This is a genomic window from Streptomyces sp. NPDC001880 (genome assembly GCF_053594575.1).
Map to the genome: position 1 here is coordinate 25,670 of NZ_JBSFET010000026.1, position 21,008 is coordinate 46,677.

Genomic DNA, 21,008 nt, shown 5'->3' on the forward strand with positions numbered 1-21,008 from the left:
GTCTTTCTTGTAAGGGTGTCCGGGGTCAGCGGATCGACCCGGTCGTGGTGCGGTGGTGCGGCAGCCGCTCGGCGGCTGCCAGGGCGTCGGCGAGGCGGTCAACGACCGCTGTTGCCTGTTCGTCGGTGAGTGTGAGGGGAGGCAGGAGGCGTACGACGGTGGAGTGGCGTCCGCCGAGTTCGACGATGAGCCCGCGGCGCAGGCACTCCTGCTGGACGGCGGCGGCGAGGGCGGGCGCCGGCGGGGGCTCGGGGCCGTCACCCGGAGCGGTGGCCTCCGGGTCGACCAGCTCGATCCCGATCATCAGGCCGCGTCCGCGTACGTCGCCGATCGCGGGGTGGTCGGTGGCCAGCGCCTGGAGACGGGCGAGCATGCGGGCGCCGAGGGTCGCGGCGCGTTCGGCGAGGCGGTTCTCCCGTACGAAGGCCAGGGTGGCCGTGCCCGCCGCCATCGCGAGCTGGTTGCCCCGGAAGGTGCCGGCGTGGGCGCCCGGCTGCCAGGTGTCGAGTTCGGAGCGGTAGACGATCACAGCGAGCGGGAGGGAACCGCCGATCGCCTTGGAGAGGACCATCACATCGGGCACGATTCCGCTGTGCTCGACCGCCCAGAAGGCACCGGTGCGGCCGACCCCCGTCTGGACCTCGTCGGCGATCAGCGGGACGGAGCGGGCCTCGGTGATCTCCCGCATCCGGCGCATCCAGCCGTCGGGGGCGGGGTTCACGCCGCCCTCCCCCTGTACCGGTTCGAGGATCATCCCGGCAGGTGCGGGTGTGCCCGCCTTGGGGTCATCCAGGAGGTTCTCGGTCCACCGGGCAGCGAGCTCCGCGCCGCGCTCGCCGCCGATGCCGAAGGGGCAGCGGTAGTCGCGCGGGAAGGGCAGCCTGGTCACCCGTACGTCCTCGGCGCCGCCCGATGCGGCGAGGGCTCCCGCGGTCATTCCGTGGTAGGCGCCGGTGAAGGCGAGCAGGCCGCTGCGGCCGGTCGCGCCGCGGACCAGCTTGAACGCCGCCTCGACCGCGTCCGTGCCCGCCGGTCCGCAGAACTGGATCCGGGCATTGTCGGCGAACCGCGGCGGCAGGGTGGCGAACAGCTCCGTGGTGAAGGCGTCCTTGACCGGGGTGGCGAGGTCGAGCACATGCAGCGGCGCACCCGAGTCGATGACCTTCTTGATCGCCTCCAGGACGACCGGGTGGTTGTGGCCGAGTGCCAGGGTGCCGGCTCCGGAGAGGCAGTCGAGATACCGCCGCCCGTCCGCGCCCTCGATGGTCAGTCCGCGGGCCCGCACCGGCACGATCGGCAGTGACCGCGCATAGGTACGGGCGGCGGATTCGCGCAGGGACTGGCGGCGCAGGATCCCCTCGTGCACCGCCGGTGCTGCCACCGGGGCTGGTTCGGTCACGGCCACGGCTGTCGGTCCTCCCGCGGTAACGGTTGCGTTGCACCTCAGTACGTCGGTGCGCGGACGGAGTTCGGGGTTGAACGCTCTCCCCGGGTCCCTCGCACGTACCAACGACGCCGGGCGCGGCGGATCACGGGTAAATCCGAAGATCCTTGCGGGGGCGGAACCGCGGCCCTGCCGCTCACCGTCCCCATCGGCACCGGCATAGTGGGGGCCGCACAGGACCCCGGACAGCTGTCCGGGAGTCCGCAGGGTGTTCGGAGCGGACGGCTCGGAGCAATACCGCAGTGCAGTACAGAAGTGTTGAGTTACGAAGTCCCAGGGGGATCACCACATGCGACTCATTCGACCGGTTCTCTCCGCACGCCGGGGGAGGCCGGGCCGTCGGCGTTCGTCGGTGCTCGCCGTGGCCGCGGTCACCGCGGTCCTCGCGCTCACCGCCACGGCCTGCGGGCCCGAGGAGGACAACGCGAGCGACAAGGCCGGCGTCCCGGCCGGCCAGCCGTCGGACGGCAAGATCACGATTCCTGACGATCTGAAGGACCGGCTCAAGGAACACGGGATCGACCTCGACCAGTGGAGGAACGGCGAGTGGAAGAACTGGGACAGGGACAAATGGCTGCGTGAGGCCAAGGACTACGTCAACCCGATCATCGAGGACCTCTGGGACCCGGACCGGATGCGCGATGCGGACAAGTCGCCCGAGAGGCCGGTCGACAACGACATCTCGGGTGACGAGGGCGTGACGGACCCGACGCCCGCGCCGGTCCGCGCCGCGGGCGTCGGAACGCCGTACCACGCCAATGCCGCCGAGTCCGGGAAGCTGCTCTTCGACGGCCCCGAGGGCTCCATGGTCTGTTCCGCGACCGTGGTGAAGGACCCGGCGCACCCCGGGAAGTCCAACCTGGTGTGGACCGCCGGGCACTGTGTGCACGCGGGCAAGAAGGGCGGCTGGTACCGCAACATCGCCTTCGTGCCCTCGTACAACAACCAGGGCCTTTCCCTGGCCGAGCTGAAGAAGGCGACCAAGCAGGAGATCGCCCCCTACGGCGTGTGGTGGGGCACCTGGGCGCAGACGTCCGACCAGTGGATCTCGCAGGGTTCCTCGACGGGCGGACTGGGCGCGCCGTACGACTTCGCGGTGCTGCACGTGACGCCGGAGAAGGGTTCGACGGGCAAGTCCCTGGAGGAGACGGTCGGTTCCGCGCTGCCCGTAGAGTTCAACGCTCCGGCCGTGCCGAAGATCGACAGCATGACGGCGACCGGTTTCCCGGCCGCTCCGCCGTACGACGGTCAGAAGGCCTTCCAGTGCGCGGACACACCGGGCCGGCTCTCGCTGACGGCGCAGGACCCGACGATGTACCGCATCGGCTGCACCATGACCGGCGGTTCCTCGGGCGGTGGCTGGGTCGCGCAGGGGCAGGACGGCAAGCCCGCGCTGGTCTCGAACACCTCCATCGGACCGGTGACCGCCGGCTGGCTGGCGGGGCCGCGGTTCGGCAAGGAGGCCAAGGGCGTCTACGAGTCGGTCAGCAAGAAGTACGCGGGAGAGTGACGACGGACCGTCACCCGGCCCGTTTCCGGTGACGTTCGACGGTTCCGGTACGGAACATCAGGGGCCCTGGGCGCGGCAGTTGAGCGCCCAGGGCCCCTCTCCGTGGTGGCGGGGAGCACGCTCCGGACCGTCATAGGGTGGGGCCCTGCATCTTCGGTGGCCGCCGGTCCGGCCACCGAGCCGCATGACACGTTCATGGAAATTTTCGGCGGCGGACCCGCATCGGCTGCACCATGACGGGTGGGTCGTCCGGCGGTGGTTGGTTCAGGAAGGGCAGCGACGGCAAGTCAGTGCCGGTTTCCAACACCTCCATCGGACCGGTGACCGCCGGCTGGCTCGCCGGTCCCCACCTGGGTCCGGGCGCGAAGGACGTCTTCACCACGATGAGCGAGAAGTTCTCCGGTCGCTGACGGCCACCGGCACCCGGTGAAGCCCGAAGGCCCGCCCCCGGCCGGGGGCGGGCCTTCTGCTGAGCGTCTTGCGCCGCGATCAGTGCGCCACGGGGACGAACGAGGAGAGCTCGGCAGCCAGTTCCTCGTGCACCCGCGCCTTGAGGCGGGTGCCCTCCGACGTGTGCTCCTCGGAGATCACCTCGCCCTCGGCATGCACCCGGGAGACGAGTCCGCCCTGGATGTACGGCACGAGCGCGTCGATCTCGACCGACGGCCGCGGCAGCTCGGTGTCGATGAGCGCGAGCAGCTCGTCGATACCGGCACCGGTGCGCGCCGAGACGGCGATCGCGTACTTCTCGATGCGCAGCAGTCGCTGGAGCACCAGAGGATCGGCCGCGTCCGCCTTGTTGATCACCACGATCTCGGGCACGTCCACCGCACCCACTTCGCGGATCACCTCGCGCACCGCGGCGAGCTGCTCCTCCGGAGCGGGGTGGGAACCGTCCACCACGTGCAGGATCAGGTCGGACTCGCCGACCTCCTCCATGGTGGAGCGGAACGCCTCGACGAGGTGGTGCGGCAGATGCCGTACGAACCCGACGGTGTCGGCCAGAGTGTAGAGCCGGCCGCCCGGCGTCTCGGCCCGGCGCACGGTCGGGTCCAGGGTGGCGAACAGTGCGTTCTCCACCAGGACACCCGCACCGGTGAGCCGGTTCAGCAGCGAGGACTTGCCCGCATTGGTGTAGCCGGCGATGGCGACCGACGGCACCTTGTTGCGCTTGCGCTCCTGACGCTTGATCTCGCGGCCCGTCTTCATCTCCGCGATCTCCCGGCGCATCTTCGCCATCTTCTCGCGGATCCGGCGCCGGTCCGTCTCGATCTTGGTCTCACCGGGGCCACGGGTGGCCATGCCGCCACCACCGCTGGAACCGCCGCCGCCCATCTGCCGGGAGAGCGACTGGCCCCAGCCGCGCAGCCGCGGCAGCATGTACTGCATCTGTGCCAGCGAGACCTGCGCCTTGCCCTCTCGGGACTTGGCGTGCTGGGCGAAGATGTCGAGGATCAGGGCGGTCCGGTCGACCACCTTGACCTTGACGACGTCTTCCAGGTGAATCAGCTGGCCGGGGCTGAGCTCACCGTCGCAGACGACGGTGTCGGCCCCCGATTCGAGGACGATGTCGCGCAGCTCCAGCGCCTTGCCCGAACCGATGTAGGTGGCCGGGTCCGGCTTGTCGCGGCGCTGGAAAACGGCGTCGAGCACCTGGGCGCCCGCCGTCTCCGCCAGTGCGGCCAGCTCCGCGAGGGAATTCTCCGCGTCACGCACGGTCCCCGATGTCCAGACGCCGACCAGCACCACGCGCTCCAGGCGCAGCTGTCGGTACTCGACCTCGGTGACATCTTCGAGCTCGGTGGAGAGTCCTGCCACACGCCGCAGCGCGGCACGCTCGGAGCGGTCGAACTGCTCGCCGTCCCGCTCTCCGTCGATCTCGTGGCTCCAGGCGACGTCCTCTTCCATCAGGGCGTCGGCCCGAAGGCTCTCGGTGAGGCTTTCGGTGACATTCTCCGTAGCGCTCCGCGCATCCTGCGCGTCCTGGGGAAGGGAGGAAGAGGAGGTCATTGGATCCTTACGTCGTTGGAAGTCCGTTACACAAGTCACAACGCGTGACCCCTTCCGATGATTCCCGCTGTCGGGGATCTCCGGTCCGGCCGCCGCGGCGACCCGTCGATAGTGGCACGGCCGCGCCTCAGCAGTCACCCGGGTTTATCGCCGTGCGGCGGGCGCGGTGCTCTGCCAGTCCGGGTGCCCCGGCATCGGCGGGGTCTTCTCCCCGTACAGCCAGCCGTCGAGGAAGGAGGTCAGGTCGCGGCCCGCGGTCCGGGAGGCCAGCCGGACGAAGTCCTCGGTGGTGGCGTTGGAGTCCCGGTGCTCGCGCACCCAGCTGCGCTCCAGCCGGTCGAACGCGCTCGCGCCGATCTCCTGGCGCAGCGCGTAGAGGATCAGTGCGCTGCCGTCGTACACCACCGGCCGGAACAGGCTGAGCTTCTGGCCGGGTTCCGGGACGTCGGGACGGGCCGGCGGGCCGCCGGCCGCGCGCCAGCCGTCGGACCTGGTGTATGCCTCTCGCATCCGGCTCTCCAGCGGCTGGTCGGCGTGCTCTTCGGCGTAGCGGGCCTCGTACCAGACGGCGTGTCCTTCGTTGAGCCACAGGTCGGACCAGTTCCGCGGGGAGACGCTGTCGCCGAACCACTGGTGGGCGAGCTCGTGGACCATGATCGAGTCGAGGTACCACTCGGGATGGCCGGTCCCGGTGAACAGGGACCGCTCGAAGAGCGAGAGCGTCTGGGTCTCCAGTTCGAAGCCGGTGTCGGTGGCGGCGACGAGCAGTCCGTACGTCTCGAAGGGGTAGCGGCCGACCTGCTGTTCCATCCACTCCAGCTGGGCTGGGGTCTTGCTGAGCCAGGGTTCGAGGCGCTTGCGATCTGCGGCGGGCACCACGTCGCGTACCGGCAGTCCGTGCGGGCCGGTCCGGCGCAGGACGGAGGAGTGCCCGATGGAGACCTGGGCCAGTTCGGTGGCCATGGGGTGTTCGGTCCGGTAGGTCCAGGTGGTGCCGGCGCCGTGCCTGGCCGTGCCGGTGGGCAGTCCGTTGGCCACGACGGTGAGGTCCTTGGGCGCGGTGACCCGGAAGGTGAAGTAGGCCTTGTCGGCTGGGTGGTCGTTGCTGGGGAAGACCCGGTGCGCGGCGTCGGCCTGATTGGCCATGGCGAGGCCGTCGGCGGTACGCAGCCAGCCGCCGCTGCCGGGGTCGCCGCTGGGGTCGCTGGTGTGCCGGACGGTGATGCGCAGCGGCACCCCGGCGGGGAGACGGCCCGTTGGCTCGATGACCAGGTCCTCGTCCTTGACGGCGAAGTCGGTGCGCAGACTGTTGACTTCGACGCCGCGGACGGTGCCCCGGGTGAAGTCGAGGTTGATCCGGTCGAGCGGCTCGGTGGTCCGCGCGTCGATCCTGGTGACGGCGTCCAGCGGCTTGCTGTTGTCGCCGTGGTAGGTCAGTCCGATGTCGTAGGCGCGGACGTCGTACCCGGGGTTGCCGAGATGGGGGAAGAGCGGATCACCGATACCGAGCGGCACGGGTGAGGGGAGGGTGGCTGCGACGAGGGTGGCTGATGCGGTGACCAGCAGGGCGGCCCGCAGACGGCGCGAGATGAACGGCATGGACTACCGCTACCAGCGACTTCCCGCTGGGCAGGCGCGGCGCGCGCCGCGCCACCCGAATGAGAGCGCATGGCGGACGGCTGGCGGCGCACGGCGGACGGCCCCCGCCCGTCGGCGTCAGACGGTGGCTGCGGGATGCCGGGCGCGGCTCACGTCGTACACCCCGGGCACATCACGCATGGCGCGCATCAGGGCGGGCAGCCCGGCCGCGTCGGGGAGTTGCAGGGTGTAGGTGTGCCGGACACGCTGTTCGCTGGGCGGTTCGACGGTGGCGGCGATGATCGCCGCGTCCGCCGTCGCGATGGCCTCGGTGAGATCGGCGAGCAGCCGGGGGCGCCCGAAGGACTCGGCGATCAGCGTGACCCGGCACTCGGTGGAGTCTTCCCAGCTCACCCCGACCGGCGACCGGCCGACCGACTGCATCCGGGCGACGGCGGGACATTCCAGCCGGTGGACGGTGACGGCGCCGCCGCGCACCACGAATCCGGTGACGGCGTCGGGTGGTGCGGGGGTGCAGCAGCCCGCGAGCCGTACGGTGGCGTCCGGCCGGTCCACCACGGCGGTCCGGGCCATGGCGAGCCCGGCTCCGACCGGATATTGCGGTCCGGGTCTGGAGTGGCTGTGCGACGGCCGGCCGGGCCCGGGCCGGCCGCCGTGCGGGCTCGGGGTGTCTTCGGGGTGGGCGTCGAGCCAGCCGGCGATGGCGATGCGGGCGGCGGGGGTCCGGGCGTGGTCGAGCCAGTCGGGTGAGGGGCCCGAGGCGGCGTCCTCGGCGAGCAGCAGCTGCACGGTGTCGCCGTCGCTGAGCACGGTGCCGAGAGTGGCCAGCCGGCCGTTGACCCGGGCGCCGATGCAGTTGTGCGCCTCGTCCCCGTACTGCGCGTAGGCGGCGTCGACGCAGCTGGCTCCGGCGGGCAGTCCGAGCGTGCCGCCGTCCGTCCGGAAAACCGTGATCTCCCGGTCCTGGGCCAGGTCGGCGCGGAGCGTGGTCCAGAAGGTGTCGGGGTCCGGGGCGGACTGCTGCCATTCGAGGAGCCGGGAGAGCCAGCCGGGTCGGGTGGGGTCGGCGCGCTCGCCGTCCGCGGGTTCGGCCGCCTGGAGGCCGGTGCCGCTGTCCGCGGCGTACGGATTGCCGAGGGCGATGACTCCGGCCTCGGCGACCTTGTGCATCCGGTGGGTACGGATGAGGACTTCGGCGACCGCCCCGTCCTCGCCCACGACGGCGGTGTGCAGCGACTGGTACAGGTTGAACTTGGGAGCGGCGATGAAGTCCTTGAACTCGGAGATCACCGGGGTGAAGCAGGTGTGCAGCTCCCCCAGAACGGCATAGCAGTCGGCGTCCTCGCCGACGAGCACCAGCAGCCGGCCGAAGTCGGTGCCGCGCAGCTCGCCGCGTTTGATGCCGACCCGGTGCACGGAGACGAAGTGGCGTGGCCTGATGAGGACTTCGGCGGGGATGCCGGCCTCCCGCAGCACCGTCGTGACGTTCTCGGCGATGGCCGCGAGCGGGTCCTGGCGGTCGGTGCCGGAGCCGTCCGGCCGCGCCGACGCGGCGGCGATCAGCGCGCGTGTCCGTTCGTACTCCTCGGGGTGGAGGATCGCGAAGACCAGGTCCTCCAGCTCGGTCTTGAGGGCCTGTACGCCGAGCCGTTCGGCCAGCGGGATCAGTACGTCGCGGGTGACCTTGGCGATCCTGGCCTGTTTCTCGGGCCGCATCACGCCGAGGGTGCGCATGTTGTGCAGCCGGTCCGCGAGCTTGATCGACATGACCCGGACGTCGTCCCCGGTGGCGACGAGCATCTTGCGGAAGGTCTCCGGCTCGGCGGCCGCTCCGTAGTCGACCTTTTCGAGCTTGGTGACGCCGTCGACGAGATAGCAGACCTCGTCGCCGAACTGGTCCCGCACCTGGTCGAGGGTCACGTCGGTGTCCTCGACGGTGTCGTGGAGCAGCGACGCGGTGAGCGTCGTCGTCTCGGCGCCGAGCTGGGCGAGGATCAGCGTGACCGCGAGCGGGTGTGTGATGTACGGCTCGCCGCTCTTGCGCATCTGGCCGCGGTGCGAGGACTCCGCGAGTACGTAGGCCCGACGCAGGATCGAGAGGTCGGCGTCCGGGTGGTGGGCCCGGTGGGCCTCGGCGACATGGCCGATGGCGTCGGGCAGCCGGTCACGGGAGACGGGGCCGAGCAGCGCGACGCGGCCGAGCCTGCGCAGATCGATCCGGGGGCGGCCCCGTCTGCGGATGGGGGCACCTGGGCTGGTGGCCTCTGCACTCATGGGGGCACCTCCGGCGGCGTCGACCGGCGGTGGGAAGGTGCGGTCGCGCCTCCGGGCCGGTGCTTGATGCTACCGAGCCCACCACGTGGCGGAGTCCGGCTCTCGCCCAGCGTGAAACGGATCACCCATTCGAGCGAAGCTCCAGGGCCTCTCGTTTGGATCATGCCGGGCTCGCCCGCCCCGGTGCCCGATCCGGCCTGATCGGGCCTGATCCGGACGAAAGACCCTGCCTGGTGCTGCTCCGCGGAAGTTCGTCGAGGGGTGTTGATCAGGCGGCCTTGAGTGGGGTGCCTTCGTAGGTCCAGCGGTAGGGCTTGGCGGTCTCGTTGTACCCGATCACGTACGCCTCCAGCTTGTCGATCAGGTCGTCGCGACTGGCGAAGTCGCCGTGCCGCAGGACCCGGCGGGTCAGGGCGGAGAAGAGCAGTTAGACCTGGTTGAGCCAGGAAGCGTGCGGCGGGGTCCAGCGAACGTGCCGGCGCGGGTGCGCGGCCGGCCAGGTCTTGGTGTGCCTGGCGGTGTGTGGGGACCCGTTGTCGAGCACGATGTGGATCTCCTTGCCGAAACCTCTGCGGAGCAGCGCCAGGGGCCGATAGTGCCCCTGACCTCTCGGTATGCCTCCGCGCCGGCGGCCGTCGTCCGGGATAGGTATTCCGGACAGCCCCCGGCGCCTCCCGTAGGCTCCTGGCATGTCTTACGGGGTGGAAGCGCGGGAACTGTACGAAGCCCTGGCGTGGTACGAGGGGGTGGAGCCGTACAAGACGATCGTCGTGCCTTGGCTTGATCGTGCCCAGGGCGGCTACCGCGCCTGGCTGGCCACGGCGGCCGAAGACGGCTCATGGTGGGCCGAGAAGGGAACGGAGCCCGACGGCCAGGAACTCGTGTGGGAGCTCTACGCCCTGCACCGGGTCAGCGACCGGCTGCTGCTCACCTTTCAGCCTCCCTCCGACGAGCCCGGTTCCCCGGACCCCCGGCCCCTGCTCTCCGAGCACGAGTACCTCGACATGTTCACCTCGCTCGGCATGACGCCGTTCGAGGACGGCGACGCATTCGACCCGTTCCTCCACGAGATCGTCGAGGTCGAACAGGCCGACGACCCGCACGCGCCGATCGAGATCACCGAGGTCCTCTGGCCCGGCCTGATGCTGGGCCAACTGCTGTTCAACCGGGCCGGCGCGCGGATCCGCGCCGGCGTCGAGCACGCGCAGCGCGGCGTCGCGGACCGCTCGCCGCTGTACTGGACCTTCCTGCGCCGCCACCGGCCAACGGTCGACCTGTCCCAGGGCTGGGGCAGCAATTCCCAGTGGCGCACCGACTTCCGCCTCGACTACCGGACCCCGGCCGGCGATCGGCTCAACGTGGCGGGGGGCCGCCCGATCGACGGCAGTGCCGACCTGCACCCCGACCACCCCAAGAATCTCAGCCCCGAGGAGAGGCTCCTGACGCCCGGCGGCCGGCGCGAGCTGTTGCGCCACCGCTGCCTCCTGCGCGCGCCCGAGATCGCCGACGCACTGGCCGGATCGCCCGCCTGGGAGCGGGATCTGATGCCCTTCGGCTGGCGGCTTCCGAACTCCGAGGCCTGACCCCGGGGCGGCCGGTAGTCGGGGGAACAGGGACGGCCGGACCGGCCTGCACCGCCCGCCCAACCTGCGGAACTCCGGCTCTCCAGGAGTTCGTTGGGGGCGTTGGTCAGCTGGCCAGTGCCGTGAGGTAGAGGTCGCCCGCGCAGTCGAGGACTTCCTCTGGAGAGCCGACGGGTAGTCCGCTGGGCAGGATGTTGTCCTTGTAGCTGTCACTGCTGGTCAGGTAGAGCGCGAAGCCCCAGGTGTGCAGCACTCCGGTGAAGCGCAGGCGACACAGCGGGAGGCTGTGCCCGCCGGGCAATTCGGCTGCGACGTAAGCGAATCCGGCGCGGAAGCGGACCGTGATGGCGTCCACCTGCGGCCACCGCTCGCAGGCGTGGCGGCTCAGGCGCTGGCGCAGATGGTGCTGCATCGATTCCGGGGGGTTCTTCGGCACGGGGGCCATCCTGCCGGGTGCTGCACCGACCCGCCATGATCGTTGACCGTGACCGTGACGGGTGGGCAGCGGGCGGGGACGGCGGTTGCGGTGATGCTGGAGGCGAAGGTTCGCGAACGTTTCGTGCGGACGGTGGCCTCCGCGAAGTCCGAGGTGCGGGCGGTGTTTCGGGCCCGGATCGTGCTCGCGGCGGCGGACGGGCTCGCCAACCGGGCCATCGCCCGGGAGCTGGAGATCAGCGTGAACACGGTGCGCAAGTGGCGTGGGCGCCTCCCGTTTCGAGCCAGGCGGAGTCGATCAGTCCCTCGGCAACGATCACGGCCGGACCGGTCATCTCGATCTCGCCGTCCGGCCGCTCGGTGATCACGAGGGTGCCGCCGGGCAGATCGACCGTGTACGTGACGGGGGAGCCGGTCTCCGAAGGGTCCGCGCCGTCCCTGCGGGCCGCGGCGACGGCGACGGCGCAGGCGCCCGTGCCGCAGGAACGGGTCTCGCCGGAGCCGCGTTCGTGGACCCGCATGGCGACATGGCGCGGTCCGCGGTCCACGACGAATTCGATGTTGACGCCCTCGGGGTAGACGGCCGCGGGGCTGTAGGGCGGTACGGAGAGGAGATCGCCGGCGTGTGTCAGGTCCTCGACGAAGGCCACCGCGTGGGGGTTGCCCATGTTCACGTTGCGGGCGTCCCAGCTGCGGCCGTCGAGGGTGACCGTGACGCCGTCCTCGGGCAGGAGCGCGCGCCCCATGGAGACCGTGATCTCGCCGCCCTTGGCGATGTGCACCTTCTTCACGCCGCCCCGGGTCGCGACGGCGAGGTCGCCCTCCTCGACGTGTCCGGCGCGCTGGAGGTACGCGGCGAAGACCCGTACGCCGTTGCCGCACATCTCGGCGATCGAACCGTCCGCGTTGCGGTAGTCCATGAACCACTCGGCCTCGCCCGCCATCGCCTGCGCCTCGGGGTGCGCAGCGGACCGTACGGCGTGCAGCAGTCCGTCACCGCCGATACCGGCACGGCGGTCGCAGAGCCGGGCCACGACGGACTCGGGCAGGTCGATGGTGTTGTCCGGGTCGGGAACGATCACGAAGTCGTTCTCGGTGCCGTGACCCTTGAGGAAGGCGATCTGCGAGGTGCTCACAGGGCAACTGTACGAAACGGCGCCGACAGCCGACGGCCCCGGTCCCGCCGGCCCCGGCGTGACGGCCCGGCGTCAGCGGAGCCGCGCCACGCGCCAGATGGCCAGCGCCACCAGCGCGCCGACGGCGACGACGTACAGGGCGATCACCCGCCAGTCGGACCGCTCGCCCGAGCCCCGCTGCGGCAACCCGGGCCAGGTGTATCCCACGCGGCGGGCGGCCATCATGCCCCAGCCCGCCGCGCAGCAGCTGATCAGCAGGCCCAGCATGGCCACGACCGCGCCGCCGTCGCCGAACTCGAAGGCCAGCGGGAAGGCGAACATCAGCGATCCCACCGCGGCAAGCATGACGATCGGTGCCAGCTGCCAGATCCGCAGCCGGCGCGCGGGCCGCAGCTCGACCTCGACCTCGGGGGTCGCTTCGAGCTCGTCCGGCCCGTCGGGGCTGAGACTTCCTGCCCCGTGCAGCGCGTCCGGTACGTCTTGTTCAGTGTCGCGAGGGCCGGCCTCCATCGCCACGCGCCCTCCCAACTCGGACTCCACTGGTCGATCGATGCTCGATGATGGCACGCTCCAGGTCACCGAAATGACGGGCAGGGCTTCCCGATGCCATCACGTGATCAGGCTGTAACCGCTCGTTCGACCAACGCCAGCGCCCGGCGCGGGAGTTCCCCGCGGTCCTCCGCGGCGCCGCTCAGCCAGTGGACCCGCGGGTCTCGACGGAACCACGAGTCCTGCCGGCGCGCGAAGCGCTTGGTGGCACGCACGGTCTCGGCACGCGCCTCCTTCTCGGTGCATTCCCGGGCCAGCGCGGCCAGGACCTGCTGGTAGCCGAGCGCCCGGGACGCGGTCCGCCCTTCGCGCAGCCCCTGTGCCTCCAGGGCGCGGACCTCGTCCACGAGTCCGGCCGCCCACATCCGGTCGACCCGCAGGGCGATGCGCTCGTCGAGTTCGGGGCGGGCCACGTCGACGCCGATCTGGACGGTGTCGTACACCGCATCGTTACCGGGGAGATTGGCGGTGAAGGGCTTGCCGGTGATCTCGATGACTTCGAGGGCCCGGACGATCCGGCGGCCGTTGCTCGGCAGGATGGCCCGGCCCGCCTCGGGGTCGGCGGCGGCGAGCCGGGCGTGCAGCGCTCCGGAGCCGTGCTCGACCAGTTCCTCCTCCAGCCTGGCCCGTACGCCCGGGTCCGTGCCGGGAAACTCCAGGGCGTCGATGGCGCCCTTCACGTAGAGCCCGGAGCCGCCGACCAGGACCGGGGTACGGCCTGCGGCGAGCAGCCGGTCGATCTCGGCGCGGGCCAGCCGCTGGTACTCGGCGACGCTGGCGGTCTCGGTGACGTCCCAGATGTCCAGCAGGTGGTGCGGGACGGATCCGCGTTCGGCGAGCGTCAGCTTCGCGGTGCCGATGTCCATCCCCCGGTAGAGCTGCATGGAGTCGGCGTTGACCACTTCGCCATCGAGCTGCTGAGCAAGGAATACCCCCAGATCGGACTTTCCGGCTGCAGTGGGACCGACGACGGTGATGACCCGCGGTGCGGGAACTGAACTTCTCACCGCCACAGTCTCGCAAACCTCCGCGCCTCTTCCCGAACGAGTGAGTTTGCCCCATCGCACCGCAGGCACGCCGAACGGCGCGGATCTTCTCTCACGACAGTAGAATCCAAATTGAAGTATGGGCGTTTTTTCATGGTTTGAGGAGGCGCCCGGCCGTAGTCCCCCAGCAGGGAAGGTGCCCGATGGGCTTCCTGGACAATTTGAAGGCCAAGCTGAGCCCCGCCAAGGAAAAGGTCGGCGAACTCGCGCATCAGCACGGGGGCAGGATCGACCAGGGACTCGACAAGGCCGCACGGACGGTCGACCAAAAGACCAAAGGAAAGTACAGCGACAAGATCGAGTCCGGTACGAGGAAAGCCAAGGACGCGGTCGAGCGCCTGACCCACAAGGACGAGGGTGGTACGCCGCCCGCTTCCAAGGACGAAGGTGGTACGCCGCCCGCTTCCAAGGACGACGGCGGTACGCCGCCCGCTTCCAAGGACGAGGGTGGTACGCCGCCCGCTTCCTGACCATGAACTGATCAAGCCCGGCGGACGGCCGCGGAGCGACGACGCTGCCCGGCCGTCGGCCGTACGTCCTGAAGCGGCAGGGGCTCAGGACCAGGCGGCGACCAGGTAGCCCACGCCGTACGGAGCGTCCTCGTACAGCAGCCGCCCGGTCAGCCCCGCCCCCTGCGCCGCGCCCGCGAGCACCTGCCAGGGCGCCCGGCCCGCCGCCTTCAGCTCGTACGCCAGTGACGCGTCCAACGCGGTCAGCGCGTCGGTGTCCGCCGCGCCCAGCGCGCGGGCGGCCGCCGAGTCGAAGGCTTCGGCCCGCTCGTCCAGATAGCCCGGGGCCTTGAGCGTGCGGCAGGCGCTGCCGTCGCCCATCACGAGCAGCGCGACCCGGTCCGCCCCGGCGGCCAGGTCCCGTCCGGCGCTCGTACAGCGGTCGGTCTCCAGCGACTCCCCCACGCCCAGCCCCTCGACCGGCGCACCGTCCCACCCCGCGCGGGCCAGCAGCCAGGCGCCGACGGAGAGGGACGGCGGGAGCATGTCGTCCGCCACCGGTCCGCACTCGCGCCCGAGCCGGACGCCGAGGTCGACGCCGAATCCCTCGAAGGTGCCGGTGGCCCCCTCGGGGTGCGGGCCGCGCCCCGGCAGGTCCGCGGGCCCGACCACGATCAGCAGATCGGGGCGCGCGGCGGCGAGCACACCGAGAGCCTCGGCGCAGGCGTCCCGCGCGGCGTCGAGCTCGGGCGCGGCACCGGCGGCGACCTCGGGTACCAGCAGGGGTGGGCAGGGGCAGACAGCGGCGGCGACAAGCATGGAGGGCAGCGTACTGCGTGGCCCCCGCACGCAGCTCGGCCGCCGTCGGGCTCCGCGGCGTCAGTCGCAGCCGCAGCCGGGGGCCGCCGCGGCCGGCAGCGGCGCCGGGGCTCCGATGCCCGGCAGTCCCAGCATCACTCCGGCCGGCTTTGCGGCCTGAGCGGTGGTGCGCTTCTCCCAGGCGTCCCCGGCCCGGGTCCGCCGCACGGCCACCGGTGCGCCCTCGGCGAGGAGGTGGTGCGGGGCCGCGTAGGTGATCTCGACGGTCACCACGTCGCCCGGTCGCACCTCCTGGTCCGGCTTGGTGAAGTGGACCAGGCGATTGTCGGGGGCGCGGCCGGAGAGGCGGTGGGTGGCGCCGTCCTTGCGGCCCTCGCCCTCCGCGACCATGATCTCCAGCGTCCGGCCGACCTGCTTCTTGTTCTCCTCCCAGGAGATCTCCTCCTGGAGGGCGGACAGGCGCATGTACCGCTCCTGGACGACCTCCTTGGGGATCTGCCCCTCCATCTCGGCGGCGGGGGTCCCGGGACGCTTGGAGTACTGGAAGGTGAAGGCGTTCGCGAAGCGCGCCTCGCGGACCGCGTGCATGGTCTGCTCGAAGTCCTCCTCGGTCTCGCCGGGGAAGCCCACGATGATGTCGGTGGAGATGGCGGCCTCCGGCATCGCGGCGCGCACCTTCTCGATGATGCCGAGGAAACGCTCCTGCCGGTACGAGCGCCGCATCGCCTTGAGGATCGTGTCGGAGCCCGACTGCATCGGCATGTGGAGCTGCGGCATCACGTTGGGCGTCTCGGCCATGGCCGCGATCACGTCGTCCGTGAAGTCGCGGGGGTGCGGCGAGGTGAAGCGGACCCGCTCCAGCCCTTCGATCTTCCCGCAGGCGCGCAGCAGCTTGGAGAAGGCCTCGCGGTCGCCGATGTCGGAGCCGTACGCGTTCACGTTCTGGCCGAGCAGGGTGATCTCCGAGACGCCCTCGGCGACCAGGGCCTCGATCTCGGCGAGGATGTCGCCGGTGCGGCGGTCCTTCTCCTTGCCGCGCAGCGCCGGGACGATGCAGAAGGTGCAGGTGTTGTTGCAGCCGACGGAGATCGAGACCCACGCGGCGTAGGCGGACTCGCGTCGGGTGGGGAGTGTGGAGGGGAAGGCTTCCAGGGATTCGGCGATCTCGATCTGCGCCTCGTCCTGGATACGGGCGCGCTCCAGCAGCACGGGCAGCTTGCCGATGTTGTGCGTACCGAAGACGACGTCGACCCAGGGGGCCCGCTCGACGATGGTGTCGCGGTCCTTCTGCGCCAGGCAGCCGCCGACGGCGATCTGCATGCCGGGCCGCCTGGTCTTCATCGGAGCGAGCCGGCCCAGGTTGCCGTAGAGCTTGTTGTCGGCGTTCTCCCGCACCGCGCAGGTGTTGAAGACGACGACGTCCGCGTCGCCGTCGGAACCCTCGGCCGCACGGACGTAGCCCGCGCCCTCCAGCAGCCCCGACAGCCGCTCGGAGTCGTGAACGTTCATCTGGCACCCGTAGGTGCGGACTTCGTAGGTCTTGGGTCCCTCGACGCTCACTGCGGGGCTCCGGTCGCTGCTGCTGGTCATGCCCTCCAGGGTAGGTGGTCCGGGGAGGGTCCCCGGCGGGCGGCCGCGCGGTGGAACGCCGTGGGAGCCGGAGCGAGAGCGCCTCGGGTCCCCGGACGGCCGGCCGGCTGCCGGCCCGGCCCGTGCCCGGAGCGGGACAGCAGGCCGCACCGATCCCTCCGGGAGCGTGGTACGCCCACCGCGATCACCGGCCGGTCCGTCGTGAGCAGGCATCCGGCCCTGGTCATCGCCGGAGCGGGCTGGCAGGATCGCCGCCATGCTCCAGGCACTCTCCCGTATCGGCAGGCGACGCGTTCTTCAGGCGTGCGCCGCCGTCGCCGTCGTGCTCGGGCTGCTGCTGTGGTGGCTGCTGCCGCTCGGACAGCCGTCACCGACCGGAACGCTGACCTTCAGCACCGGTGTGCGCAGCGGGGTCTACCAGCGTTACGGCGAGCGCCTCAAGGGGGACCTGGCCAGGGATCTGCCCGAGGTGTCGATACGGCTCCGGACCAGTGAGGGCTCGCAGCAGAACATCGCACGGGTGGCGACCGGGAAGGCCGACTTCACCATCGCCACCGCCGATGCCCTCGCCACCTATCTGCGCGGCGGCAAGCCGGGCGCCGAGCGGCTGCGGGGCTGTGTGCGGCTGTACGACGACTACATCCAGCTGGTCGTGCCCCGCGACTCGGAGATACGGAAGGTCGCGGATCTGCGCGGCAAGCGCGTCGCGGTGGGACAGCGCGGTTCCGGCGTACGGCTGGTCGCCGACCGGCTGATGACGGCCGCGGGTCTCGACCCCGCCAACGACGTGGAACCGGTGCCCTCCGGTATCGACACCATGCCGAAGCAGCTGGAGGAGGACCGGCTCGACGCCTTCTTCTGGTCCGGAGGGCTGCCCACGTCCGCCGTGCAGGAACTGTCGGACCGGTTCGCGATCCGGCTGGTGCCGCTGGAGGCTTCGCTGGTCGAGGAGCTCCAGGCGGCGGGCGGGGCCGCCCGCTACTACCGCTCGGCGCTGATGCCCGCCGACGCCTACCGCAACGCGCAGCAGGACCAGGCGGTGCCGACGGTCGCGGTCGCCAATGTGCTGGTCACCACGGACCGTTCGGATCCGGCGCTGACGGAGGCGTTCACCCGGACCGTGATCGACAGCCGGGACCGGATCGGGCGCGAGGTGCACGCGGCCCAGCTGGTGGATCTGCGCACGGCGATCTACACCGATCCGCTGCCACTGCACGAGGGGGCCAGCCGCTACTACCGCTCGGTCAAGCCCTGACCGTCCGCCTCGGTCCCGTCGCGCTCAGCCCTGCGGGCTGTTGCGCGGCACCGAGACCGTCACTTGCAGCCCGTGCGGCTCATGGGCCGCGTAGCTCAGGGAGCCGCCGCCGGCCGCCAGGAGCGCCTGCGAGATGGAGAGCCCGAGGCCGGATCCCCGGATGTTCTGATGCCCGGTGCTGCGCCAGAAGCGGTCACCGACGCGTTCCATCTCCGCCGGAGTGAGGCCCGGTCCGCGGTCTGCGACGACGACCGTGACGTCGTCGGGGCCGGAGGCGACCGTGACGACGACCTCTTCCTCGGCAGGGGTGAACTTCAGGGCGTTGTCGATGATCGCGTCCAGGGCGCTCGACAGCGCGATGGGGTCCGCCCAGGCGGTCACCGCGGACGAGCCGTCCGCCCTGAGCCGTACCCCCTTCTCCTCGGCGAGCGGCCGCCAGGAGGCGACGCGCTCCGCGGTGAGCGCGCCGATGTCCGTGAGCTGGAGATCGGCCGCGGCGTGTTCGGCCAGCGCCAGGTCGAGCAGGTCGTCGAGAACCTGCGCGAGACGCTTGCCCTCCGTGCGCACGGAGGCGATCTCCTCGTTGCCCTCGGGGAGTTCCAGTGCGAGGAGCTCAATGCGGAGCAGCAGCGCGGCGAGGGGGTTGCGCAGTTGGTGCGAGGCGTCGGCGACGAAGGCGCGCTGCTGTTCCAGCACGTCCTCGACGTTGTCGGCCATCTCGTTGAACGACCGGGCCAGGCGCCGCAGTTCCGGCGGCCCGCCGGAGGCCGCGACCCTCGACCTCATCCGCCCGCTGGCGATGTCGTGGGTGGCCGCGTCCAGGGTCCGTACGGGCAGCAGCACCCAGCCGGTGAGGCGGATCGCGGCGCCGACCGCGACCAGCATCGCGACCGCTTCGCCGGCCGCGATCAGCAACCAGCCGCGCAGCGTGCGCGCGCGCATCTCCTCGGTGGGCGAGTCGAGAACGACGACGGCGACCACATCGCCGTCCCGTACGACGGGTGAGGCGACGACGACCCTGCCGTCCTGCCACGGCCAGACCTGCGGCGGATCATGGCTGCGCCGGCCGAGCAGGGCCTCCTTGAAGGCCTCGCGCCCCTCCCCCTCGATCGGGAGCTGCCAGGCGGCGGGGGCCTTCGCCATGGCGCTGTCGTCGCGGTAGAAGACACCGGCGCGGATGCCGTACACCGACGCGTAGGTGTCGAGTTCGCTGCGCAGGGTGCGCCGGCGCTCGTCGTAACCGGCCTCCCGCTCGGTGATGAACTGCGCGAGTGCGGCGAAGCGCGCCGTGTCGTCGATGCGGTCGACGACGACGCGTTGCTGCTGGGCCGCCGCCACGCTGACGGCCAGCGGGAAGCCGAGAGCGAGCAGCACGCCCGCCATGAGAATGATGAGCAGGGGAAGCAGCCGGGTGCGCACCTGGGACGTACGCCTCTACGCGGACGGGGCGACGAGCCGGTAGCCGACCCCGCGCACCGTCTCGATCAGTGCGGGCAGCCGCAGCTTGGACCGCAGGGACGCGACGTGCACTTCGAGCGTGCGCCCCGTGCCCTCCCAGCTGGTACGCCACACCTCGCTGATGATCTGTTCCCGGCGGAACACCACTCCGGGGCGCTGGGCGAGCAGCGCGAGCAGGTCGAACTCCTTGCGGGTGAGCTGGACTTCCGCCCCGTCGACGCTGACCCGGCGGGTCGGCAGCTCGATGTGGACGTGCCCGAGGCGCAGTGCGGCGACGGGCGTGGACACGGTGTCCTCGCCGGTCGCGTTGCGCCGGCTGACGGCGTGGATACGGGCGAGGAGTTCGCCGGTGTCGTACGGCTTGACCACGTAGTCGTCGGCGCCGAGGTTGAGGCCGTGGATCCGCGACCGGACGTCGGCGCGCGCGGTCACCATGATCACCGGGGTGGAGGTGCGCTTGCGGATCTTCCCGCACACCTCGTAGCCGTCCTGGTCGGGCAGGCCGAGATCGAGGAGCACCACACCGAACGGTTCCGTGTCCGCGGGCAGCAGCGCCTGCAGCGCCTCCTCGCCGCTGCGCGCGTGCACGACCCGGAAGCCGTGCCGGGCGAGGATCGCGGAGAGGGCGGCCGCGACATGGTTGTCGTCCTCGACGAGCAGCAGTCTCATGGCCTCCCTCTCCGGTTCTCCGTCGGTTTCGTCGTGCGGTGCCGGTACGCGGCAGCAGATGTTCGGTGCTCTCTCCCGTACGCCCCCCGTCACTTCCCCGTACCGAGGCGTTTCAGGTCATGGCGTACCAGGGCATCCATCCCGATGAGAGGCAGGTCAGTCAAGGCCCGCCCGCCGCATCCGGCCATCTGTTATCCACCCGGTACGCCACAGGCGTCACGCCCCTCGCCCCGTTCACACGGAGTGTCCGGTTGCTGCCGGATCGTTATCCTCAATTTCCGCTCAGATGTAATGACGCTGGTAGCACCCCGTCACTAGGGTCCTTCCCAACCGAGGAGGACGGAGCAAGAAGCCGATGAGCGGAGTTTCAGTGACCAAGGGCGCCGAGGACGCCGCGCCCGCGGCGAACGACCTTGTCGTACTGAGCAACGTCAACAAGCACTTCGGCGCGCTGCATGTGCTCCAGGACATCGACCTGACGATCGCCCGTGGCGAGGTCGTGGTCGTCATCGGGCCCTCAGGGTCCGGGAAGTCCACGCTGTGCCGCACGATCAACCGCTTGGAGACGATCGACTCGGGCGCCATCTCGATCGACGGCAAGCCGCTGCCCCAGGAGGGCAGGGAGCTGGCCAGGCTGCGCGCCGATGTCGGCATGGTCTTCCAGTCGTTCAATCTCTTCGCGCACAAGACGGTGCTCGAGAACGTGATGCTGGGTCAGATCAAGGTCCGCAGGACGGACAAGAAGGCCGCCGAGGACAAGGCCCGTTCACTGCTCGACCGGGTGGGCGTGGCGACGCAGGCCGACAAGTACCCCGCCCAGCTCTCCGGCGGTCAGCAGCAACGCGTGGCCATCGCACGGGCCTTGGCGATGGACCCGAAGGTGATCCTCTTCGACGAGCCGACATCGGCGCTCGACCCGGAGATGATCAACGAGGTGCTGGAGGTCATGCAGCAGCTCGCCCGGGACGGCATGACGATGGTCGTCGTCACCCATGAGATGGGCTTCGCGCGCTCGGCCGCGAACCGGGTCGTCTTCATGGCCGACGGAAAGATCGTCGAAGAGGCCACGCCCGACCAGTTCTTCAGCAACCCGCGCAGTGACCGGGCCAAGGACTTCCTGTCGAAGATCCTTCACCACTGATTGATCCTGCACTGCCGGCCCCCGGACCGGCTGATCACTCA

18 protein-coding genes and 2 pseudogenes are annotated in these 21,008 nt (G+C 70.8%); 7 read left to right on the forward strand and 13 right to left on the reverse strand.

Annotated elements, in window-relative coordinates; genetic code table 11:
* Positions 1-25 precede the first annotated feature (25 nt).
* Positions 26-1,405: a diaminobutyrate--2-oxoglutarate transaminase family protein gene (locus ACWCQ6_RS17105; protein ID WP_451089931.1), complete on the reverse strand. Its 1,380-nt coding sequence runs from the start codon at positions 1,403-1,405 to the stop codon at positions 26-28.
* A gap of 328 nt (positions 1,406-1,733) precedes the next feature.
* Between ACWCQ6_RS17105 and ACWCQ6_RS17110 the strand changes: the two genes are divergently transcribed.
* Together ACWCQ6_RS17110 and ACWCQ6_RS17115 are read left to right on the forward strand one after the other, a co-directional pair.
* A complete protein-coding gene (locus ACWCQ6_RS17110) occupies positions 1,734-2,954 on the forward strand; it encodes a trypsin-like serine peptidase (RefSeq protein ID WP_451089933.1) in 1,221 nt (406 codons plus the stop codon).
* A 218-nt stretch (positions 2,955-3,172) separates the two neighbouring features.
* Positions 3,173-3,364: pseudogene (locus ACWCQ6_RS17115) on the forward strand (hypothetical protein); the annotation flags it as partial.
* A 79-nt stretch (positions 3,365-3,443) separates the two neighbouring features.
* Here the strand turns inward: ACWCQ6_RS17115 and hflX are convergent.
* From hflX to ACWCQ6_RS17135, 4 genes are all read right to left on the reverse strand, one after another.
* A complete protein-coding gene (hflX, locus tag ACWCQ6_RS17120) occupies positions 3,444-4,964 on the reverse strand; it encodes a GTPase HflX (RefSeq protein ID WP_451089935.1) in 1,521 nt (506 codons plus the stop codon).
* A gap of 144 nt (positions 4,965-5,108) precedes the next feature.
* Positions 5,109-6,563 (reverse strand): M1 family metallopeptidase, encoded by a 1,455-nt coding sequence (locus ACWCQ6_RS17125; protein WP_451089937.1) that lies wholly within the window; start codon positions 6,561-6,563, stop codon positions 5,109-5,111.
* A gap of 117 nt (positions 6,564-6,680) precedes the next feature.
* Positions 6,681-8,837 (reverse strand): RelA/SpoT family protein, encoded by a 2,157-nt coding sequence (locus ACWCQ6_RS17130; RefSeq protein ID WP_451089939.1) that lies wholly within the window; start codon positions 8,835-8,837, stop codon positions 6,681-6,683.
* A 427-nt stretch (positions 8,838-9,264) separates the two neighbouring features.
* Positions 9,265-9,528 carry a transposase gene (locus tag ACWCQ6_RS17135; protein WP_451089941.1) on the reverse strand — a complete coding sequence of 88 codons (264 nt, stop codon included), beginning with the start codon at positions 9,526-9,528 and terminating at the stop codon, positions 9,265-9,267.
* Here ACWCQ6_RS17135 and ACWCQ6_RS17140 point away from each other — a divergent pair.
* On the forward strand, positions 9,527-10,420 hold the full coding sequence (locus tag ACWCQ6_RS17140) for a hypothetical protein (protein ID WP_451089943.1): 894 nt from the start codon (positions 9,527-9,529) through the stop codon (positions 10,418-10,420). The genes ACWCQ6_RS17135 and ACWCQ6_RS17140 overlap by 2 nt on opposite strands.
* A gap of 106 nt (positions 10,421-10,526) precedes the next feature.
* On the opposite strand, the gene ACWCQ6_RS17145 is transcribed toward ACWCQ6_RS17140, so the two are convergent.
* Positions 10,527-10,856: a hypothetical protein gene (locus ACWCQ6_RS17145; protein ID WP_451089945.1), complete on the reverse strand. Its 330-nt coding sequence runs from the start codon at positions 10,854-10,856 to the stop codon at positions 10,527-10,529.
* A gap of 93 nt (positions 10,857-10,949) precedes the next feature.
* Here ACWCQ6_RS17145 and ACWCQ6_RS17150 point away from each other — a divergent pair.
* A pseudogene (locus ACWCQ6_RS17150) lies at positions 10,950-11,078 on the forward strand (hypothetical protein); the annotation flags it as partial.
* 13 nt (positions 11,079-11,091) lie between these two features.
* On the opposite strand, the gene dapF reads toward ACWCQ6_RS17150, so the two are convergent.
* From dapF to miaA, 3 genes are all read right to left on the reverse strand, one after another.
* Complete coding sequence (gene dapF / locus ACWCQ6_RS17155) at positions 11,092-11,991, reverse strand: diaminopimelate epimerase (protein WP_451089947.1); 900 nt, start codon at positions 11,989-11,991, stop codon at positions 11,092-11,094.
* A 72-nt stretch (positions 11,992-12,063) separates the two neighbouring features.
* A complete protein-coding gene (locus ACWCQ6_RS17160) occupies positions 12,064-12,501 on the reverse strand; it encodes a hypothetical protein (RefSeq protein WP_451090011.1) in 438 nt (145 codons plus the stop codon).
* 107 nt (positions 12,502-12,608) lie between these two features.
* Positions 12,609-13,547, reverse strand: coding sequence for a tRNA (adenosine(37)-N6)-dimethylallyltransferase MiaA (miaA, locus tag ACWCQ6_RS17165; protein ID WP_451089949.1), 939 nt, complete (start codon positions 13,545-13,547; stop codon positions 12,609-12,611).
* Positions 13,548-13,729: 182 nt separating this feature from the next.
* Between miaA and ACWCQ6_RS17170 the strand changes: the two genes are divergently transcribed.
* On the forward strand, positions 13,730-14,056 hold the full coding sequence (locus ACWCQ6_RS17170) for an antitoxin (protein WP_451089951.1): 327 nt from the start codon (positions 13,730-13,732) through the stop codon (positions 14,054-14,056).
* A gap of 84 nt (positions 14,057-14,140) precedes the next feature.
* Here the strand turns inward: ACWCQ6_RS17170 and ACWCQ6_RS17175 are convergent, their stop codons facing one another.
* The gene (locus ACWCQ6_RS17175; protein WP_451089953.1) at positions 14,141-14,854 is read right to left on the reverse strand and encodes a class III extradiol dioxygenase subunit B-like domain-containing protein; all 714 of its coding nucleotides are present in this window, start codon (positions 14,852-14,854) and stop codon (positions 14,141-14,143) included.
* Between the two features lie 60 nt (positions 14,855-14,914).
* The gene (miaB, locus tag ACWCQ6_RS17180) at positions 14,915-16,444 is read right to left on the reverse strand and encodes a tRNA (N6-isopentenyl adenosine(37)-C2)-methylthiotransferase MiaB (RefSeq protein WP_451089955.1); all 1,530 of its coding nucleotides are present in this window, start codon (positions 16,442-16,444) and stop codon (positions 14,915-14,917) included.
* A 256-nt stretch (positions 16,445-16,700) separates the two neighbouring features.
* Here miaB and ACWCQ6_RS17185 point away from each other — a divergent pair, with 256 nt between their 5' ends.
* Complete coding sequence (locus tag ACWCQ6_RS17185; protein ID WP_451089957.1) at positions 16,701-17,699, forward strand: TAXI family TRAP transporter solute-binding subunit; 999 nt, start codon at positions 16,701-16,703, stop codon at positions 17,697-17,699.
* A gap of 24 nt (positions 17,700-17,723) precedes the next feature.
* On the opposite strand, the gene ACWCQ6_RS17190 is transcribed toward ACWCQ6_RS17185, so the two are convergent.
* Both ACWCQ6_RS17190 and ACWCQ6_RS17195 read right to left on the reverse strand, forming a co-directional pair.
* Positions 17,724-19,118, reverse strand: a complete 1,395-nt coding sequence (locus ACWCQ6_RS17190) for an ATP-binding protein (RefSeq protein ID WP_451089959.1) — start codon at positions 19,116-19,118, stop codon at positions 17,724-17,726.
* A 15-nt stretch (positions 19,119-19,133) separates the two neighbouring features.
* Positions 19,134-19,826: a response regulator transcription factor gene (locus ACWCQ6_RS17195; protein WP_451089961.1), complete on the reverse strand. Its 693-nt coding sequence runs from the start codon at positions 19,824-19,826 to the stop codon at positions 19,134-19,136.
* Positions 19,827-20,181: 355 nt separating this feature from the next.
* Here ACWCQ6_RS17195 and ACWCQ6_RS17200 point away from each other — a divergent pair, with 355 nt between their 5' ends.
* Positions 20,182-20,967 (forward strand): amino acid ABC transporter ATP-binding protein, encoded by a 786-nt coding sequence (locus tag ACWCQ6_RS17200; RefSeq protein ID WP_342281856.1) that lies wholly within the window; start codon positions 20,182-20,184, stop codon positions 20,965-20,967.
* Positions 20,968-21,008 lie beyond the last annotated feature (41 nt).

Coding starts and splice junctions, on each gene's coding strand:
- ACWCQ6_RS17135 (WP_451089941.1), bottom strand. CDS start 9,528: ATGCCAGGAGCCTACGGGAGGCGCCGGGGGCTGTCCGGAATACCTATC.
- miaB (WP_451089955.1), bottom strand. CDS start 16,444: ATGACCAGCAGCAGCGACCGGAGCCCCGCAGTGAGCGTCGAGGGACCC.
- ACWCQ6_RS17140 (WP_451089943.1), top strand. CDS start 9,527: ATGTCTTACGGGGTGGAAGCGCGGGAACTGTACGAAGCCCTGGCGTGG.
- hflX (WP_451089935.1), bottom strand. CDS start 4,964: ATGACCTCCTCTTCCTCCCTTCCCCAGGACGCGCAGGATGCGCGGAGC.
- ACWCQ6_RS17195 (WP_451089961.1), bottom strand. CDS start 19,826: ATGAGACTGCTGCTCGTCGAGGACGACAACCATGTCGCGGCCGCCCTC.
- ACWCQ6_RS17125 (WP_451089937.1), bottom strand. CDS start 6,563: ATGCCGTTCATCTCGCGCCGTCTGCGGGCCGCCCTGCTGGTCACCGCA.
- ACWCQ6_RS17200 (WP_342281856.1), top strand. CDS start 20,182: ATGAGCGGAGTTTCAGTGACCAAGGGCGCCGAGGACGCCGCGCCCGCG.
- ACWCQ6_RS17170 (WP_451089951.1), top strand. CDS start 13,730: ATGGGCTTCCTGGACAATTTGAAGGCCAAGCTGAGCCCCGCCAAGGAA.
- ACWCQ6_RS17110 (WP_451089933.1), top strand. CDS start 1,734: ATGCGACTCATTCGACCGGTTCTCTCCGCACGCCGGGGGAGGCCGGGC.
- ACWCQ6_RS17175 (WP_451089953.1), bottom strand. CDS start 14,854: ATGCTTGTCGCCGCCGCTGTCTGCCCCTGCCCACCCCTGCTGGTACCC.
- ACWCQ6_RS17130 (WP_451089939.1), bottom strand. CDS start 8,837: ATGAGTGCAGAGGCCACCAGCCCAGGTGCCCCCATCCGCAGACGGGGC.
- ACWCQ6_RS17160 (WP_451090011.1), bottom strand. CDS start 12,501: ATGGAGGCCGGCCCTCGCGACACTGAACAAGACGTACCGGACGCGCTG.
- ACWCQ6_RS17185 (WP_451089957.1), top strand. CDS start 16,701: ATGCTCCAGGCACTCTCCCGTATCGGCAGGCGACGCGTTCTTCAGGCG.